Raw genomic sequence first — 16,127 nt, 5'->3', positions numbered from 1 at the left:
TCCCGTGCGTTGAGTCCTCCCCGGCTACCCGGGCCTGCCGGGCGTTACACGTCGCCGCGCAGCCCTTGCCGGGTTCCGGTGGCGCTGGTGGCGGTTTCCTCGCCGTCGAGGCGGCGCGCGGTGTTGACGAGCCCGACCATGCTGAAGGCCTGCGGCATGTTTCCCAGCTGCCGTCCGGCGGCGACGTCGTACTCCTCGCTCAGCAGCCCGACATCGTTGCGCACGGCCAGCATCCGCTCGAAAACCTCGACTGCTTCGCGGGTCCGGCCGGTGCCGTGGAGGGCGTCGGCGAGCCAGAAGCTGCACGGCAGGAACGCGCCTTCGCCCGGTCCGTTGTCGTAGCGCCGGACGAAGCCGTCCTGGGACAGCTCTTTCCGCACCGCGTCGACGGTTCCGCGCACGCGGGAGTCGCTCCAGGGCAGGAAGCCGACGCGGGGAATGAGCAGCAGCGCCGCGTCCAGGCCGCGGGATCCGTAGAACTGGGTGAATGTGTTTCGCTGCGCGTCGTAGCCCTCGCGGCAGACTTCCGTGTGGATGTGGTCGCGGAGCGCGCGCCAGCGGTCGACCGGTCCGTCTAGCCGGTGGCGTTCCACTGTCCGCACGGCGCGGTCGACGCCCGCCCAGGCCATCACCTTGGAGTGCACGAAATGCCGTGGCTCGCCGCGGACTTCCCAGAGGCTGCGGTCGGGTTCTTCCCAATGGCCCTCGAGGAAATCGAGCAGCCCGCGCTGCAGGTCCCACGCCGGATGCGTCACCGGCAGCCCGGCTTCGCGGACGAGGTGGAGGCCGTCGAGCGCTTCGCCCCACACGTCGAGCTGGAGCTGGCCCGCCGCGGCATTCCCGATCCGGACCGGGGCCGAACCGGCGTATCCGTCCAGCCAGTCCAGAGTGGACTCGGGCACCCGGCGGGCGCCGTCGAGTCCATAAAGGACCTGGAGTTCGGCCGGATCTCCAGCGGCGGCCCGGACCAGCCATTCCCGCCATGCGCGTGCCTCGCCCGGATAGCCGGTGCCGACGAGCGCTTGCAGGGTGAAGGCGGCGTCGCGCAGCCAGCAGTAGCGGTAGTCCCAGTTGCGGTCGCCGCCGAGCTGTTCCGGCAGCGACGTCGTCGGCGCGGCGAGAATGCCGCCGGTCGGCTCGTAGGTCAGCGCTTTCAAGGTGATCAGCGCGCGGCGCACGGCGGCGGGCCACCGGCCCTGGTACTGGCAGCGGCCGATCCAGTCCGCCCAGAAGCGTCCGGTGTGCGCCAAGGCCTTCTCGGCGTCCGCCGGATCGGGACGGTCCCGGTAGGACGCGTGATAGGTCAGCACGAACGGCACCCGCTCGCCGTCGGCGACGGTGAACTCGGCGACGCCCTCGGCGGACACCGGGACCGGCGTGGTCAGCCGGACCGCGTCGGGACCGGCGACCGCGTCGAATCGCCCGTCGACGTGGCGCACCCACGGGCGGATCGAGCCGTAGTCGAAGCGCGGCCGCAGGTCCGTCCGCATCGGGACCCGGCCGCGAACGCCCTCCACGATCCGGACGACATCCGCCGCACCTTCGCGCGGCGGCAGGAAATCGAGGACGCGCACGGCTCCGTCCGCGGTCTCCCATTCACTGGCCAGGATCAGGGACTCGCCGACGTAGCCCCGGCGCGTCGCCGGTCCGCCGCCCGCGGGTCCGAGCCGCCAGGCGCCCGCGCTGTCGTCGTGCAGCAGCGCGGCGAAGCACGCGGGGGAGTCGAACCGCGGCAGGCACAGCCAGTCGATCGAGCCCTCCCGCGACACCAGCGCGGCGGTGTGCAGGTCGCCGAGCAGGGCGTAGTCCTCGATCGGGCGGCTCATCACCGTTTCACCGGTCCGTGAAGGACTCCTTGAGGGAACCAGATTCCCTCAAGGAGTCCTTCACGGACAGCGACATGGCGGGTCGGGCAGGCGGGATCAGGCCCGGCCGAGCGCCTTCGCCAGCTCCTTCTTCGTCATCGTCGACCGGCCGTGGATGTTGCGCTGCCGGGCTTCGTTGTAGAGCTGGTCGCGCGTCGGGCCGCCGGGGCCGAGCCGCTTGCCGGACCGGTGCCCGCCGCGCTGCTGCGGCGATTTGTCCCGGACCGAGGTCTTGCTCGCGCGGTCCGATTCGCCCGACTGCGCCCGGTTCTTGTTCACCGTGCGGGCGGCGATCTCCTTCGCGCGCTTCGTGCTCGCGCCGCGCTCCTCCTGCGACTCCTCGATGTGCTGGTACTGGCGTTCGCGCTTCGAGTTCCAAGCCTGCTGGGGCATCCCGGTCTCCTTCCGCCGTTCTTGATCCCCGGATTGCCTGGGCGGCGGAAACGGAAACATCGCGGTTCGCGGCCCGGGAAACGGGTACCCGGCGACGCGTGGGACGCGAACAGACTCTCGCCGGGCGGCTGCTGGCCGAGCACCTGGTCGCCGGGCGGCTCGAACCGGGGACCGAGATCGGCCTGCGGGTCGACCAGACGCTCACCCAGGACGCCACCGGCACCCTCGTGATGCAGGAGCTGGAGGCGCTCGGGCTGGACCGCGCGCGGACCGAGCTGAGCGTGCAGTACGTCGACCACAACCTGCTGCAGGCGGACGAGAAGAACGCCGAGGACCACGCTTATCTGCGCTCGGCCTGCCGCCGGTTCGGCCTGTGGTTCTCCAAGGCGGGCAACGGCGTTTCGCATCCGACGCACATGGAGCGGTTCGGCGCGCCCGGCAAGAGCCTCGCCGGGGCCGATTCGCACACCTGCGCGGCCGGGTCGCTGGGCATGCTCGCGGTCGGCGTCGGCGGCCTCGAAGTGGCGCTCGCGATCGCCGGGGAGCCGCTCTACCTGCGGATGCCGGAGATCTGGGGCGTCCGGCTGGAGGGCGAGCTGCCGCCGTGGGTGTCGGCGAAGGACGTCGTGCTGGAGATGCTGCGGCGGCACGGCGTGAGCGGCGGGCGGCACCGGATCATCGAGTACCACGGCCCGGGGCTGGCCTGCCTGAGCGCGATGGACCGGCACGTGATCGCGAACATGGGCGCAGAGCTGGGCGCGACCGCGACGGTGTTCCCGGCCGACGAAGCGGTCCGCGCGTTCCTGCGGGCCGAGGGACGCGAGCACGACTTCCGCGACCTGCGCGCCGGACGCGCCGCCTCGTACGACATCGAGGACGAGATCGATCTGTCCACTGTGGAGCCACTGGTCGCGAAGCCGTCGTCGCCGGGCAACGTGGTGCCGGTGCGCGAGGTTTCGGGCACGCCGGTGGCACAGGTCGTGATCGGTTCGTCGGCGAACCCCGGGTTCCGGGACTTCGCCGTGGCCGCCGCGACCGTCCGGGGCAGGCAGACGGCCGATTCGGTCAGCTTCGACGTCAACCCGACCTCGCGGCAGATCCTCGTGGAACTGGCCCGCAGCGGCCATCTGACCGACCTCGTCGCCGCCGGTGCCCGCGTGCACCAGGCGGGCTGTCTCGGCTGCATCGGAATGGGCCAGGCGCCCGCGCCCGGCACGAACTCGCTGCGCACGTTCCCGCGAAACTTCCCCGGCCGCTCCGGCACCGCGGACGATTCGGTCTGGCTGTGCTCGCCGGAGACCGCGGCCGTGTCCGCGCTGACCGGCGTGCTGACCGACCCGCGCGACTACGCCACCGTCCACCACCTGGCACACCCGCGCGTCTTCGCCCCGGCCCGTTCGGCCGCCGACCCGCGCGTCTTCGCCGCTCCGTTGCCCAGCGAAGAGGCCGTGCGGGAGGAGCTGGTGAAGGGCCCGAACGTCGCCGGCCTGCCGGACTTCGAGCCGCTGCCGGACGAGATCGAGGGCCCGGTCCTGCTGAAGGCCGGGGACGACGTGTCGACCGACGAGATCTCGCCCGCCGGCGCCCGCGCGCTGCCGTACCGGTCGAACATCCCGAAGCTGGCCGAGTTCACGTTCACCCGGATCGACGAGGACTACCCGAAACGCGCGGCGGGCAGCCCGGCGCACTTCGTGGTGGCGGGGGAGAACTACGGCCAGGGCTCGTCGCGCGAGCACGCCGCGATCACCGCCCGGTACCTCGGCCTGCGGGTGGTGCTGGCCCGGTCGTTCGCCCGGATCCACTGGCAGAACCTGGTCAACTTCGGCGTGCTGCCGCTGGAGTTCGCCGATCCGGGGGACGAGGAGAAGATCCGGCGTGACGACGTGCTGTCGGTGTCCGGGCTGCATCGGCTGGCGGAGGCGGCGGAGTTCACGGTCCGGAATCAGACCCGGGGCGAGGAGTACCGGGTGGGGCATTCGCTGTCGCCGCGTCAGGTGGATGTGCTGCTGGCCGGTGGGCGGATTCCGCAGCTGGCGCGGGCGTTGCATTGAGCGTTCTCCGGTGCGCTGGCGGTTCGACTCTTCCGGAGAGGTCCGTGAAGGACTCCATCACGGACTCCGGTTCCCATGTCAGGAACTCGAGGCGCTGCCCGGCGGGAGCGAGTTGTCGTCCGGGTAAGGCGCGCGGAGTTTCGATCGTCCGTGAGGGGAACCTTCACGGACTCTGATTCCCCCAGGGTTCCCTTCACGGACCTTCGGATATGGTCAGGTGGACATCAATCGGGCAATCCGGCGGGCTTGGCGTCCTTTGTGGATGGTCCAGCAGGCGTGGGGCCATAGACCCCGGGCAGACTGAGCAGGTCAAGAAGCCTTGAGCGCAGCCTCCAAATCCGCACGGGACATCTTCGAACGCCCCTTCACCGCACGTTCCTTCGCCAGCTTCTGCAGGTCCGTCTTGGACAGCTCCGACAGATCCGGGGTGCGCGGCCGCCGGCTGCCGCGGACGCTCTTGGCCAGCGCGTCCATCAGGTCGACCACCTTCGTCGGCTCCTCCGGCTCGGCGGCGGGCGTCACGGTGTTCCCGGCCTTCTTCGCCTCGATCAGCTCGTCCACCCGCTCGCGGTAGGTGTCGTGGAAGTCCTCCGGCTGCCACGGCTCGGTCATCGCGTCGATCAGCTTGACCGCCAGGTCCAGTTCCTTCTTGTTGGTCTTCGCCTTGGCGGGCAGTTGCGGCACGTCGTCCGCGGTGCGCACTTCGGCGGCGTAGTGCAGCGTGTTGAGCACGATCACGCCGTCGCTGGCGCGGGCGAGCGCGAGGTGTTCGCGACCGTGGAAGACGAACTTCGCGACGGCCGCCTTGTCCTGGCGGGACAAGGCGTCGAGCAGCAGCACGTACGGCCGCTGTGCTTCCTCGTTGGCGGGGGCGAGCCAGTAGGCGCGGTCGAAGTACACCGGGTCCACCTCGGCGAGGTCCACGAAGCTCTCCACCTCGAGCGACCTCGACCGGCCCGGCGCGATCTCGTCCAGTTCCTCCTGCTCGACCAGCACGTACTCGTCGTCGCCGACCTCCCGGCCGCGGACGATGTCGTCGTAGCGCACCTCGTCGCCGGTCCGCTCGTTCACCCGCCGGTAGCGGATGCGGTCCCGGGTGCCCCGCTGGAACTGCGTGAAGCGCACCGCGTGGTCCTCGACCGCCTTGTACAGCCGCACCGGGACGTTGACCAGCCCGAACGACAGCGCACCCTGCCACACCGGACGCATCTGCCCCTCCTTCCGTCCTGAGTGCCCGCCGGGTACCCCGTGCGGGCGCACGGCACACCGCGCCCGTGTAAGCCGGGCGGATTCGGGGTAGTGATCTTCCGATGCGCCTGAAACCCCAGGGAAGCCAGTTCTTCCAGCTGCTCGCGGACGCCGCCGCGAACCTCGTGACCGCGACCGCGCTGCTGCGCGACCTCACCGCGGTGCCGCCGCCGGACCGCGAGGCCGTCGCGGCCCGGCTGCACGAGGTCGAGCACGCCGGCGACGACCTGACGCACACCATCATGGTCGAGCTGAACAGCACGTTCGTCACGCCGTTCGACCGCGAGGACATCCAGGCGCTGGCCGCGCGGATCGACGACGTACTGGACTTTTTGGACACTGCCGCCGACCTCGCGGTGCTGTACCGGCTCGGCGAGTTCCCGCCGGGCACCGACGCGATGCTGCGCGTGCTGTGCCGCGCCGCGGAGCTGACCGCGGAAGCGATGCCGGGCCTGGCGAAGGTCGGCGAGCTGGAACCGTACTGGATCGAGATCAACGCCCTGGAGAACGAGGCGGACCACACCTACCGGCGGATGCTCGCCGACCTGTTCCAGCCGGGGGCGGACGCGCTCGAGGTGCTCAAGGCGAAGGAAGTCGTCGAGCAGTTCGAGCTGGCCGCGGACGGATTCGAGCACGTCGCGGACGTGGTGCAGACGATCGCGGTCAAGGAATCCTGAGTGGACGGCACCGCCGCGCTGGTCGCCGTCGTGGTGCTGACGGTCTTTTTCGACTACACCAACGGGTTCCACGACGCGGCCAACGCGATCGCCAGCGCGGTGTCGACGCGGGCGCTGCGGCTGCGCGCCGCGCTCGTGCTGGCCGCGGTGATGAACCTGGCCGGAGCCCTGCTGTCGACCGGCATCGCCGCAACGGTCGCGAAAGGCATCATCGACGTCCCGGCCGGCCCGGGCGCGCTGACCGTGGTGCTCGCCGCACTCGTCGGCGCGATCGCCTGGAACCTGGTGACCTGGTACTTCGGGCTGCCGTCCTCGTCGTCGCATTCGCTGATCGGCGGCATGGTCGGCGCGGCGCTGGCCGCGGCGAGCACGGTGCACTGGGCGGGCATCGCGGAGAAAGTGCTGATCCCGATGGTCGCGTCGCCGCTGCTCGGGCTCGTGCTCGGCTACCTGGCGATGGTGGCGGCGCTGTGGCTGCTGCGCCGGAAGAACCCGCACCGCAGCGGCCGGGTGTTCCGGCGGCTGCAGATCGTGTCGGCCTCGGCGCTCGCGCTCGGCCACGGCCTGCAGGACGCGCAGAAGGGGATGGGCGTGATCGTCCTGGCGCTGATCGCGGCGGGCGAGCAGGACACGTTTTCGGTGCCGTTGTGGGTGACCCTGGTGTGCGCCGGGGCGCTGTCGCTCGGCACCTGCTCGGGCGGCCTGCGGATCATGCGGACGCTCGGCCGCCGCGTCTTCCCGCTCGATCCGCCGCACGGGTTCGTCGCGGAATCGGTCGGGGCGTCGGTGCTGTATCTGACGGCTTTCGCGGTGAAGGCCCCGATTTCGACCACGCATGTCATCACCGCGGCGGTGATGGGCGTCGGGGCCACGCGGCGGCTTTCGGCGGTGCGGTGGGGGATCGCGCGGGACATCGTGCTGGGCTGGGTGCTCACTTTTCCCGCCGCGGCGGCGGTTTCCGCGCTGGCGTTCTGGATCCTGTCGGCGTTCGGCTGATCACCGGGGCACCAAGGCGAGGACTTCCTGGTCGCTGGTTGGGCTGAAGTCCGAGTAGAACTCGCCGACGGCGCGGAATTCCTCCGGTTCCTGGAGACAGACCACCTCGTCCGCCTCGCGGGCGAGCTTGTCCAATGCGGGCGGCGCGCCGACGGGGGCGGCGAAGACCAGCCGCAGCGGCGCGTGCGACCGAAGGGACCGCAGCGCGGCGATCGCCGTCCCGCCGGTGGCCACGCCGTCGTCGATCACCACGACGTCGTGGCCCGCTGGCGAGCGCGGGACCCGGTTGCCCAGGTAGCGGCGGACTTGGTCGCGGGCCTCGGTGCGGGCTTCGTCGACGTTGCGGGCGACGTCGACGGTCGTGAGCCCGAGGGCGCGGAGTCCGGCGCGGTCGAAGAACGGCGGTCCGTCCGCCGCGACGGCGCCGAGTCCGAGTTCCGGCCGTCCCGGTGCGCCGATCTTGCGGGCGACCAGGAGTTCCAGTGGCGCGTCCAGCTCTCGGGCGACAGGTGCGGCGACCGGCAGCCCGCCCCGGGCGAGCCCGAAGACGACCGGGTCGGCCCAGTCCCGGCAGGCCAGTGCGGCGGCGAGCCGGGCGCCCGCGTCGGCGCGGTTCCGGAACGGCTTCATCGGCGGTCCTTCGCACGGCGCAGCAGCTGTCCGGCGGCGAGCACGGCCACGGCCAGCCCGGCGGCCACCGCCCCGTGGTGCCGGCTCAGCACCGGCTGGAGGTCTCGCGCTTTCGCCAGCCGGTCGAATTCCCCGTGCGCGCCATAGTCGAACCCGCGCGGGCCGTCCGCCGGTTCCCACAGGTTCGCGGGCTGGCGGGGCGGCTGCGGACGGCCGGTCTGCTGTGCGCCGAAGCCGGTGCGGGCGAGGTACCGGTCGAGCAGGCCGGGCGCGACTGCGTTGGCCAGCAGCGTCGCGACAGTGCTCGAACCGACCCAGTATTCGCGGCGGCGCGGATGGTCGGCGGCGTGCAGCACGGCGCGGGCGGCGAGTTCGGGCTGGTAGATCGGCGGCACCGGCTGCGCGTGCTCGGGCAGCCGGGACAGCAGCCAGCTGAACTGCGGCGTGTTGACCGCGGGCAGCTGCACCATCGTCGTGCGGATTCCGCTGTGCTCGTGGAGAAGTTCGCAGCGAAGCGCTTCGTTGAAGCCCTGGATCGCGTGTTTGGCCCCGCAGTACGCGCTCTGCAACGGAATCCCGCGGTACGCGAGCGCCGAACCGACCTGGACGATCGTGCCGTTGTCCCGCCGCTTCATCCGGTGGAGCGCGGCCATCGTCCCGTGCACGAAACCGAGGTACGTGACCTCAGTGGCCCGGCGGTACTCCTCGGGGCTGACGTCGGCGAACCGGGCGAACACCGAGCTGAACGCGACATTGACCCAGACGTCGATCGGCCCGAGTTCCGCTTCGATCCGGCTCGCGGCCGCGTCGACCTGCTCGAAGTCGGCGACGTCGGCCGGCTGCGGCAACGGCGTGCCCCCGGCTTCCCGCACGTCGTCCGCCGCCGCGGCGAGCCCCTTCTCGCCCCGGGCCGGCAGGGCTACTTTCGCGCCGCGGCCTCCGTACGCACGCGCGACGGCCCGGCCCACTCCGGCGCTGGCCCCGGTCACGGCTACGACGGGCGGCATGGAAATCCTTTCCCCGGACCGGGAGTCCGGCGGGTCGGCGGGCGCAGGCATTCCTGCCGCGCGACGTGCCCGCACAGCGCGACCGCGCCCAGCACGAACCCGAGCAGCGCGAGCGACACCTCCGGCGGAAAGACGATCCCGCAGACTACGAGCCCGGCCGCGACCACGGTCAGCGCCCAGCACGCGACCCGCCACGCCCGGCGCAGCGGCCACGCCGACTGGACGAAGGCGCGCCGCACCCACTGGGCGTCCGTGGCGAGCAGTTCTCGTTCCATCGCCCGCAGGCGGGGATCGGTGGCCATGGCCTGCTCCCTTCCGCCTGCTTCTCCGCATACCCGCTCCCGGCCGGGTCAAACCGGCGCCGCGCAAGCGCCCGGTTTGCCCGGGAACGCGCCGGGCAATCCGGCGGGCGACCGCACTCGCCGGAAGGAGCACGAGATGAGCAGGCTGCTGATCGACCCGGAAAGCGCGACTGTCCCGTGTGGACAGTGCGGACGCGAAGCGGTGCACGTGGGCAGGCTGGTCCAGGAGGACGGGACGCCGGTCAGCCACGCGGTGGTGTGCACGGTCTGCCGCGCGGCGCGCCCGGGGCCCGGGCCGGGGGAGACCCGGCGGCCCCGGCTGGCGGTGCTTTCGCGGCCGGACTGAGCCGGAGGGCTCCCGGGCCGGTTCAGACCGGTCCGGGAGCTTTTCCGTCAGTCGATCCCGAGCACGGACTCCGCGGTGGTCCGCTTGTCCAGCATCATCGGCGAGGGTGGTTTTGCCCGCGCAGGCGGCCTTCTTCACCGCATTTTCGACAGTATCTGGGTTCCGGCCACCGTCGCGGGGTTCGGGCCAGAGGTCCTTCGGGTCCTTCGGCGCGCCGCCCGGTTCCAGCGGCAGTAGCTCGTCGGCGGGCGGACGGCGGCGGTCCAGCCGGGGTGGGGAAGCGGAAGACAGGACTGCGAGCATTTCGCGGCGAGCGGGTGCGGGACGGCAGCACGGAATCACACTGCCTGCTTTCGCAGGAATGCGTGAATAATTAACCGTGCGCACGCCTCGCAGGTGACGGGGGTATCGATCTGAAATAGCCGAAATGCGGGTCAGGCGGCGCGAACCCGGGTGGCCCGAACGATCAGGTGGGAGCGGGTCGTCCGGGGCGGGCACCGGGAAAGTTCTTCGGAACGGTTTCCAGTCGGTTTTTATGCGCCTTTCGACCGAGCTGGAGAGAAAATACTGCAATCGATTTCCGCTGCGCCGTTCGGCTGAAGGTGGAAGCGCGCCGTTATCCATTCCCGGCTCCCGTGCGACCTTTTTCGTGAACGCTGCCGGAATCGATCTTTTCGGGCGGAATTCCCGGGGGTGAGCGATGGTCGAACGGGAAGGCCCGCGATCCGGCGCGGGCGGCGGCGAGGGAGCGGAAAGCGGTCCGGCGGGTGAAAACGCGCCCGCCGAGCCGGAAGCGGGGTACGAGATTCCGATCGGGATGCCGGTGTCGGCCGCGGAGATGGAGCGGCTGAAGGCGGCGGCCGAGCGGCACCGCGATCGGGAGGAGGCCGACGCCCCGGCACGGGCCGGCGACGCGGCCGAGGAGGAAGAGGGTGAGGGCCGTGATGCCTGAAGCACCAGTGCCGGAAGGGCAAGCCGGCGAAACCGCCGGCGGTGTGTCGCGGGAAATGGCGGATCTGACGGTCGGCGAACTGCTGGCCGAACCGCCGTCGCCGGTCCGGTCGCCGTTGTTCGCGCAGCGGTTCCCGGTTCCGGTCGAGGAGTACGACCAGCTGAAGACCGGCGCGCGGGAGCACGCCGCGGAGGCGCTGGCCGCCGAGGACGCGCTCGGCGCGCAGCTCGACGAGGAAGCCGCGGAGGAAGCGCCGGAGGAGAATCCGCCGGAGGACGAGATCGCCGAAGGGCTGGCCCCGGCGGCGTCGGCGAGCTTCGAGGGGATCTCCCAGACCGCGTTCCGGCCGCCGGACTGCACGGTCGCGGTCGGCCCTCGGCACGTGCTCGCCGCGGTCAACGTCGACCTGGTCGGATACGACAAGACCGGGCTGCAGCAGTTCCGCTGGGCGAATTTCACCGCGATGTTCAACCCGGTGCTGCCGGCCGGCGCGCAGCTCTTCGACCCGAAGCTGGCGTACGACCACTACAGCGGCCGGTGGATCGTCTGCATCGCAGCCCGGCGCGCGAACCCGCAGGGCTCCTGGCTGATGCTCGGCGTCTCGCAGACCGGCGACCCCGCGGGCGGCTACTGGATCTGGAGCACCGACGCGTCGGCGAACGGAGCCACCGCCACCGGCAACTGGTCGGACTACCCGATGCTGGGCTTCGACACCCAGGCGATTTACGTGTCCACCAACCAATTCGCCTTCGGCGGCGGCTTCGCCCACGCGAAACTGCGGATCTTCAACAAGGCCGAGCTGTACGGCGGCGGGGCCGGCGCGGCCCACACCATCCGCTGGTGGGACTTCTGGGGGCTCAAGAACCCGGACGGGAGCGCGGCGTTCTCCGTGCAGCCGTGCTGCCATTTCCAGGGCGCAGGCGGGAATCCGCGCGCGTACCTGGTGAACTCGCTGTTCCCGTCCGGCTCGAAGCTCACCCTCTGGACCCTGTCGAACCCGCTGGCCCTGTGGTCCGGCGGCGCGCCGACGCTGGCCTCGGCCGCGGTGGCCTGCCGCAGCTACAGCCTGCCGCCCGGCGCGGTGCAAAAGGACGGCGGCGCAACCCGGATCGCCACGAACGACACGCGGCTGCTCAACGCGGTCTTCCAATCGGCGGGCCGCACCCAGCGCGTGTGGACGACGCACACGTCCGCGTACAGCTGGCGCGGCGACACCGAGGCGCGGTCGGTGGTGCAGTGGTACGAGATCGACGTGCCGAGCCGCACGGTCACGCAGCAAGGCGCGTTCGGCGCGCCCGGCAGGCACTATTTCTTCCCGGTCGTCCAGACCGACATTTCCCGCAACGCACACGTGGCGTTCGGCCGGTCCGCGCCCGACGAGTACGGGCACTTCCGCCAGACCGGCCGTCTCGCCACCGACGCGCCGGGCACGCTGCAGGGCAGCGCGTCGGTGATCGCCGGGCAGAGCGCCTACACCGGCGGCCGATGGGGTGATTACTTCGGCGTCGGCCGGGACCCGTCCGATTCGCGGACCGTGTGGAGCTACGGCGAATACGCGGGCGCGGGCAACACCTGGCGAACGCGCCTCAACGCGGCGAAGTACTGAGGAGGTTGTCATGAACACCGCACAAAAGCTGCGCATCGCGGCCGAGGCCGTGCTCGCTGTGCTCAGCGCCGTCGCGTTGGTGCTGACGCTGACTGTCCCGGACTGGATCGAACGCACCACCGGCGCTTCCCCGGACGGCGGAGGCGGGGAAGCCGAATGGCTGCTGACCGCGGTCGCTTGCGTGGCGACAGTGCTGTTCACCGGGCTGGCCGCGTGGGAGTGGCGGCGTTTGCGGACGGCGTGACCGGTGGGCGGGCACCGGTTTCCGGCCGGTGCCCGCCGTTCCGTCCTAAGGTGATCAGGTGACCGTTTTTGAACCGTCCTCCGTGGTTCGCCGATCCGACGTTCCGATGTACCTGGTGGAAAACCTGCGCGACGCGGTGCGGCCCGGTTCGCGGGACACCATCGGCGGGAGGCCGATCCTGCCCGCGGGCGAGGACTGGCCGGAGTGCTACTGCGGTGCGCGGATGGTGCTTTTCTTCCAGCTGGACGTCCCGCCGGACATCCCGCACTTCGGCGGCGACCACCTGCTGGTGTTCCAGTGCCCGGTGCACAACGACGCGCCTTGCCTCCCCGGAAGCCCGCAGCGGCTTCCGGATCGCTACTGGGAAAGCCCGCGGGTTTCGGGGCACCCCGGCGCGTTCTGGCGGATCATGCTGCACCGCGACCCGACCGGTCCGGCTGACGCGGAGGAACCGCATCTTCTCGGCTACGAGCTGGTGCTCCGTCCGGAGTACGAGACGGAGACCGTTTGGCGGGCCGTTCCTCCTGCCCCGCACGGAATGTTCGCCGAACTGGGCACCGGCCGAGGCGAGTTCAAGGTCGGCGGGCTGCCGTGCTGGCTCCAGGATCCGGAAACCCGTCGCTGCGCGTGCGGCGCCGAGATGCTGTTCTTGTGCGAGATCACCGGGGACACCAGTTTCGCGAGGCGACCCGGACAGCCCGAGCAACCGGACACCTACGATTCCGACTGCTACGTGATTTTCCTCGGCAACGAGGTGTACCTGCTCGCCTGCCCGGAGCATTGCCATCCGGCGGCGGTCTGGCCGGTGCTGCAGCACTGAGCGGCGTCAGCTCTCCTCGTAAGTGATCGCGTACCGCGCCGCCACCGGGTTGATCTTCACCGGATCCACCGCGCCGTCGGTCAGGACCGCCGGACCGGCCTCGAACAGATCCTCCAGATAGTGCTCCCACCCGCCCGGCGACGAGATCTGCAGCAGCCGCGGCGCGGGATCCGACACCGCCCGCAGCGCATGCGGGACCCCGTGCGGCAGCAGCACGAACATCCCCTTCGTCGCGACGTGGGACTCGTCGGCGAAGTCGATGCCAAGCTCGCCGTCGAGAACGTAGATGCATTCGTCGGCCTCGTGGTGGACGTGGCGCGGGATGTCGCGGGCCAGCGTCACCTCCAGCAGGGAAAACCGGCTCTCGGTATCGCCCGTCATCGCCTTCACCGCGAACGCGGGCGGCAGCGGCACCCGGCCCGGGCGCGCCTCGCCGGGCTGGAGCAGCAGGAAGCGGTCCTTCGTCATGGGGTATCCTCGCAAACGTATCGGAAGCGGAGTCCGTTTCCAGATTAACCAGAGGAGGGCGTCGGTTGTCAACGGAGCGCAAACCGAGGGCGGACGCGGAACGCAACCGGACGCGGGTCCTGGAGGCGGCTCGCGCGCTGCTCGCCGGCGACGACGACGTCCAGTTGCCGGAGATCGCCCGGGCAGCGGGGGTCGGCGTCGGCACGGTCTACCGGAACTTCCCCGACCGGCGGGCGCTGGTGGAAGCGTTGGCGGAGCAGCGGTTCGCCGAGATCGCCGAGTACGCGCGGAAGCGGTGCGTCGATGGGAAATCCGGGGTAAAGCGCTACCTGCGCCACGTCGGCGAGGTGCTGTCCGGAGACCGGGCGCTGTCGTCGGCGATCGAGGCGGCGCGGGGCTCGGCGGGGAGCGAACCGCGGGGCAGCGCCCGGACTGAGCTGGAAATCGTGGTGGCACAGGCGATCGCGGCGGACCAGGAGGCGGGGGTGCTCCGCGCGGACTGCACGGTGGGCGACGTGTACCTGCTGGTGGGCTGCCTGTCGTCGGTGGTCCGCACGGAAAGCGGGGACTGGCGGCGGTTCGTGGAGCTGGCGATGGAGGGGTTGCTGCCGCGCTAGTCGGGAATGCCGTACCGGTCCAAAACCGAGGTGAGATCGTCGTTGTCGTGCATCGCGATCAGCACGGCGGTCATCTTCGGCACGCCGGGTTCGCGGACGATCAGGTCGCGGGAAACGGGGAAGTAGCGGCCGTCGGCGTATTCGCCGGTGCGTTCCCAGCGGCGCATCAGGCGGTCGACCTCGTCGAGGGTGAACATCGTTGCGCCCCAGCGGGAACCGTCCGGGTACTGGATCCGGACGTCGACGTTGGCCACCTCGTCCGGGTCCTCCTCGCCGACCAGGAAGAACGCGTCGAACGCCGAGGTCCGCACGACGTAGTACGGCTCGTCCCAGCCGCGGGAAAGGATTTCGGTCGCCACGGCGAAGAAGCTTAGCGGGACCAGGCGACGAGCCGTTCCGCTGAACAGAGGGAACGGCTCGCGCCCGGGATCAGGCGAGGTCCTCCAGCGGAACCTCCGGGTCGGCCAGCCGCGCCGGGTCGATCGGGGCGCCGGAGCGGATGAGCGCCTTGATCGGGTCCGTGACGTCCCAGACGTTGACGTTCATCCCCGCCAGCACCCGGTTCTCCTTCAGCCAGAACGCGATGAACTCCCGCCCGGCCACATCGCCGCGGAAGACGACGCGGTCGTGGCCCTCGATGGCGCCCAGGTATTCCATGCCGAGGTCGTACTGGTCGGTGAAGAAGTACGGCAGCTCGTCGTACGACTCCTCCTTGCCGAGCATCCCGGCCGCGGCCACGGCGGGCTGGTTGAGGGCGTTCGCCCAGTGTTCGACGCGCACGTGCTTGCCCAGGAACGGGTGGTAGGCGTTCGCGACGTCGCCCGCGGCGAAGATGTCCGGGTCGCTCGTGCGCAGGCTCGCGTCGGTCACCACGCCGTTGTCGACGCGCAGACCGGCCGCTTCGGCCAGCTCGACGTTCGGCTTCGCGCCGATTCCGGCCAGGACGGCGTCCGCTTCGAGGACGCTGCCGTCGCTGAGGCGGACGCGCTTGGTCTGGCCGCCGTTGCTGATGTGCTCGACCTGGACGCCGAGCCGCAGGTCGACGCCGTGCGCGCGGTGCAGGTCGGCGAACACCGGGGCGACGTCGGGGCCGAGCGCGGTGATCAGCGGCAGGTCGAGCGCCTCGACGACGGTGACCTCCACCCCGGCCTGGCGCGCGGCGGCGGTGGCTTCGAGGCCGATCCACCCGCCGCCGACGACCACGAGCTTGGCCGCGCTGCCGAACAGCTCCTTGAGCCGGTCGGAGTCCTCGATCCGGCGCAGGTAGTGGATTCCCGCGGTGTCCGGCAGCGTGCGCGGGCTCGCGCCGGTGGCCAGCAGGAGCTTGTCGTACCCGAGGCTGGTGCCGTCGTCGAGCGTCACCTGGTGCTCGTCCCGCGCGATCGCGGTGGCCTGGACGCCCTGGCGCAGGTCAACGCGCTTTTCGGCGTACCACGCGGCGTCGTGCACCTGGAAGCTCTCGGCCTCGGCGTTGCCCGCGAGGTAGTCCTTCGACAGCGGCGGGCGCTCGTAGGGCAGGTGCCGCTCGTCGCCGACGAGGGTGATCGTCCCCTCGAACCCCTTGTCGCGCAACGCTTCCGCGGCCTTGGCCCCGGCCAGCCCGGCGCCGATGATGACGAACGACGAGGTCACTGATGAACTCCTTCGGTGCGGGGACGCAGGGGAGAACTTATATCACTAGCGAAGTTTGGTCTTATTCCCCGCCTCGGTCAAGATTCCCTGATCAGAGGTACCCAATCGAGACTGCGCCTACTCCGGAGGGCGTTACCCCACGTCGGGGACCTGAGGTGGCGAGGCGAGTGCCGTTGAGGTTGTCGGCTCGGGCCGGAGGCGCTGGTCGTCCGTGAAGACATCCCTGGGTTTTGGTTGTCAAGCGGCGGTGTGTTGTTGTGTGTTGTGGTGGGG

General features: G+C 70.8%; 18 protein-coding genes. 9 read left to right on the top strand and 9 right to left on the bottom strand.

Going from position 1 to position 16,127, the window contains the following annotated elements:
- Window positions 1–44: 44 nt before the first annotated feature.
- The gene (locus tag ACFSVL_RS36085; protein WP_378310909.1) at window positions 45–1,826 is read right to left on the bottom strand and encodes a glycoside hydrolase family 15 protein; all 1,782 of its coding nucleotides are present in this window, start codon (window positions 1,824–1,826) and stop codon (window positions 45–47) included.
- Window positions 1,827–1,922: 96 nt separating this feature from the next.
- A complete protein-coding gene (locus ACFSVL_RS36080) occupies window positions 1,923–2,258 on the bottom strand; it encodes a plasmid stabilization protein (protein WP_378310907.1) in 336 nt (111 codons plus the stop codon).
- 98 nt (window positions 2,259–2,356) lie between these two features.
- On the opposite strand from ACFSVL_RS36080, the gene ACFSVL_RS36075 reads away from it, so the two are divergent.
- Window positions 2,357–4,309 (top strand): aconitate hydratase, encoded by a 1,953-nt coding sequence (locus ACFSVL_RS36075; RefSeq protein ID WP_378310905.1) that lies wholly within the window; start codon window positions 2,357–2,359, stop codon window positions 4,307–4,309.
- 309 nt (window positions 4,310–4,618) lie between these two features.
- Here the strand turns inward: ACFSVL_RS36075 and ku are convergent, their stop codons facing one another.
- Window positions 4,619–5,518: a non-homologous end joining protein Ku gene (gene ku / locus ACFSVL_RS36070; RefSeq protein WP_378310903.1), complete on the bottom strand. Its 900-nt coding sequence runs from the start codon at window positions 5,516–5,518 to the stop codon at window positions 4,619–4,621.
- 101 nt (window positions 5,519–5,619) lie between these two features.
- On the opposite strand from ku, the gene ACFSVL_RS36065 reads away from it, so the two are divergent.
- On the top strand, window positions 5,620–6,234 hold the full coding sequence (locus ACFSVL_RS36065) for a DUF47 domain-containing protein (RefSeq protein WP_378310901.1): 615 nt from the start codon (window positions 5,620–5,622) through the stop codon (window positions 6,232–6,234).
- Window positions 6,235–7,230 (top strand): inorganic phosphate transporter, encoded by a 996-nt coding sequence (locus tag ACFSVL_RS36060; protein ID WP_378310900.1) that lies wholly within the window; start codon window positions 6,235–6,237, stop codon window positions 7,228–7,230. It begins immediately after the preceding gene.
- Here the strand turns inward: ACFSVL_RS36060 and ACFSVL_RS36055 are convergent, their stop codons facing one another.
- From ACFSVL_RS36055 to ACFSVL_RS36045, 3 genes are read right to left on the bottom strand one after another with little or no spacing between them, the layout of a single operon-like run.
- Entirely contained in the window at window positions 7,231–7,860 is a 630-nt protein-coding gene (locus ACFSVL_RS36055) for a phosphoribosyltransferase (RefSeq protein ID WP_378310898.1), read from the bottom strand.
- Window positions 7,857–8,867 (bottom strand): SDR family oxidoreductase, encoded by a 1,011-nt coding sequence (locus tag ACFSVL_RS36050; RefSeq protein WP_378310896.1) that lies wholly within the window; start codon window positions 8,865–8,867, stop codon window positions 7,857–7,859. Before ACFSVL_RS36050 ends, ACFSVL_RS36055 begins: the two co-directional genes overlap by 4 nt.
- A complete protein-coding gene (locus tag ACFSVL_RS36045) occupies window positions 8,852–9,169 on the bottom strand; it encodes a DUF3040 domain-containing protein (protein WP_378310895.1) in 318 nt (105 codons plus the stop codon). The genes ACFSVL_RS36050 and ACFSVL_RS36045 overlap by 16 nt, the downstream gene beginning before the upstream one ends.
- 136 nt (window positions 9,170–9,305) lie before the next feature.
- Between ACFSVL_RS36045 and ACFSVL_RS36040 the strand changes: the two genes are divergently transcribed.
- The 5 genes from ACFSVL_RS36040 (at window position 9,306) to ACFSVL_RS36020 (ending at window position 13,137) form a co-directional block, all read left to right on the top strand.
- Window positions 9,306–9,515, top strand: a complete 210-nt coding sequence (locus ACFSVL_RS36040; RefSeq protein ID WP_378310894.1) for a hypothetical protein — start codon at window positions 9,306–9,308, stop codon at window positions 9,513–9,515.
- A 700-nt stretch (window positions 9,516–10,215) separates the two neighbouring features.
- Window positions 10,216–10,467, top strand: a complete 252-nt coding sequence (locus ACFSVL_RS36035) for a hypothetical protein (RefSeq protein ID WP_378310892.1) — start codon at window positions 10,216–10,218, stop codon at window positions 10,465–10,467.
- The gene (locus tag ACFSVL_RS36030; protein ID WP_378310891.1) at window positions 10,460–12,073 is read left to right on the top strand and encodes a hypothetical protein; all 1,614 of its coding nucleotides are present in this window, start codon (window positions 10,460–10,462) and stop codon (window positions 12,071–12,073) included. Before ACFSVL_RS36035 ends, ACFSVL_RS36030 begins: the two co-directional genes overlap by 8 nt.
- Window positions 12,074–12,083: 10 nt before the next feature.
- A complete protein-coding gene (locus ACFSVL_RS36025) occupies window positions 12,084–12,317 on the top strand; it encodes a hypothetical protein (protein WP_378310890.1) in 234 nt (77 codons plus the stop codon).
- A 58-nt stretch (window positions 12,318–12,375) separates the two neighbouring features.
- Window positions 12,376–13,137 carry a hypothetical protein gene (locus ACFSVL_RS36020; protein ID WP_378310888.1) on the top strand — a complete coding sequence of 254 codons (762 nt, stop codon included), beginning with the start codon at window positions 12,376–12,378 and terminating at the stop codon, window positions 13,135–13,137.
- Between the two features lie 6 nt (window positions 13,138–13,143).
- Here the strand turns inward: ACFSVL_RS36020 and ACFSVL_RS36015 are convergent, their stop codons facing one another.
- Window positions 13,144–13,605, bottom strand: a complete 462-nt coding sequence (locus tag ACFSVL_RS36015) for a cupin domain-containing protein (RefSeq protein ID WP_378310886.1) — start codon at window positions 13,603–13,605, stop codon at window positions 13,144–13,146.
- A gap of 65 nt (window positions 13,606–13,670) precedes the next feature.
- Here ACFSVL_RS36015 and ACFSVL_RS36010 point away from each other — a divergent pair, with 65 nt between their 5' ends.
- Window positions 13,671–14,222: a TetR/AcrR family transcriptional regulator gene (locus ACFSVL_RS36010; protein WP_378310884.1), complete on the top strand. Its 552-nt coding sequence runs from the start codon at window positions 13,671–13,673 to the stop codon at window positions 14,220–14,222.
- On the opposite strand, the gene ACFSVL_RS36005 is transcribed toward ACFSVL_RS36010, so the two are convergent.
- Window positions 14,219–14,581 carry a hypothetical protein gene (locus ACFSVL_RS36005; protein WP_378310882.1) on the bottom strand — a complete coding sequence of 121 codons (363 nt, stop codon included), beginning with the start codon at window positions 14,579–14,581 and terminating at the stop codon, window positions 14,219–14,221. The genes ACFSVL_RS36010 and ACFSVL_RS36005 overlap by 4 nt on opposite strands.
- Window positions 14,582–14,651: 70 nt before the next feature.
- Window positions 14,652–15,854, bottom strand: coding sequence for an NAD(P)/FAD-dependent oxidoreductase (locus ACFSVL_RS36000; RefSeq protein ID WP_378310881.1), 1,203 nt, complete (start codon window positions 15,852–15,854; stop codon window positions 14,652–14,654).
- Between the last annotated feature and the right edge of the window lie 273 nt (window positions 15,855–16,127).

It is taken from the genome of Amycolatopsis silviterrae, from assembly GCF_042684085.1.
In the GTDB taxonomy this organism is placed as follows: domain Bacteria; phylum Actinomycetota; class Actinomycetes; order Mycobacteriales; family Pseudonocardiaceae; genus Amycolatopsis; species Amycolatopsis silviterrae.
Note: the sequence above shows the minus strand (reverse complement) of the source record. Positions and strands in the feature narration are given on the sequence as shown.

Coding starts and splice junctions, on each gene's coding strand:
- ACFSVL_RS36085 (WP_378310909.1), bottom strand. CDS start 1,826: ATGAGCCGCCCGATCGAGGACTACGCCCTGCTCGGCGACCTGCACACC.
- ACFSVL_RS36080 (WP_378310907.1), bottom strand. CDS start 2,258: ATGCCCCAGCAGGCTTGGAACTCGAAGCGCGAACGCCAGTACCAGCAC.
- ku (WP_378310903.1), bottom strand. CDS start 5,518: ATGCGTCCGGTGTGGCAGGGTGCGCTGTCGTTCGGGCTGGTCAACGTC.
- ACFSVL_RS36065 (WP_378310901.1), top strand. CDS start 5,620: ATGCGCCTGAAACCCCAGGGAAGCCAGTTCTTCCAGCTGCTCGCGGAC.
- ACFSVL_RS36055 (WP_378310898.1), bottom strand. CDS start 7,860: ATGAAGCCGTTCCGGAACCGCGCCGACGCGGGCGCCCGGCTCGCCGCC.
- ACFSVL_RS36050 (WP_378310896.1), bottom strand. CDS start 8,867: ATGCCGCCCGTCGTAGCCGTGACCGGGGCCAGCGCCGGAGTGGGCCGG.
- ACFSVL_RS36045 (WP_378310895.1), bottom strand. CDS start 9,169: ATGGCCACCGATCCCCGCCTGCGGGCGATGGAACGAGAACTGCTCGCC.
- ACFSVL_RS36040 (WP_378310894.1), top strand. CDS start 9,306: ATGAGCAGGCTGCTGATCGACCCGGAAAGCGCGACTGTCCCGTGTGGA.
- ACFSVL_RS36035 (WP_378310892.1), top strand. CDS start 10,216: ATGGTCGAACGGGAAGGCCCGCGATCCGGCGCGGGCGGCGGCGAGGGA.
- ACFSVL_RS36030 (WP_378310891.1), top strand. CDS start 10,460: ATGCCTGAAGCACCAGTGCCGGAAGGGCAAGCCGGCGAAACCGCCGGC.
- ACFSVL_RS36025 (WP_378310890.1), top strand. CDS start 12,084: ATGAACACCGCACAAAAGCTGCGCATCGCGGCCGAGGCCGTGCTCGCT.
- ACFSVL_RS36015 (WP_378310886.1), bottom strand. CDS start 13,605: ATGACGAAGGACCGCTTCCTGCTGCTCCAGCCCGGCGAGGCGCGCCCG.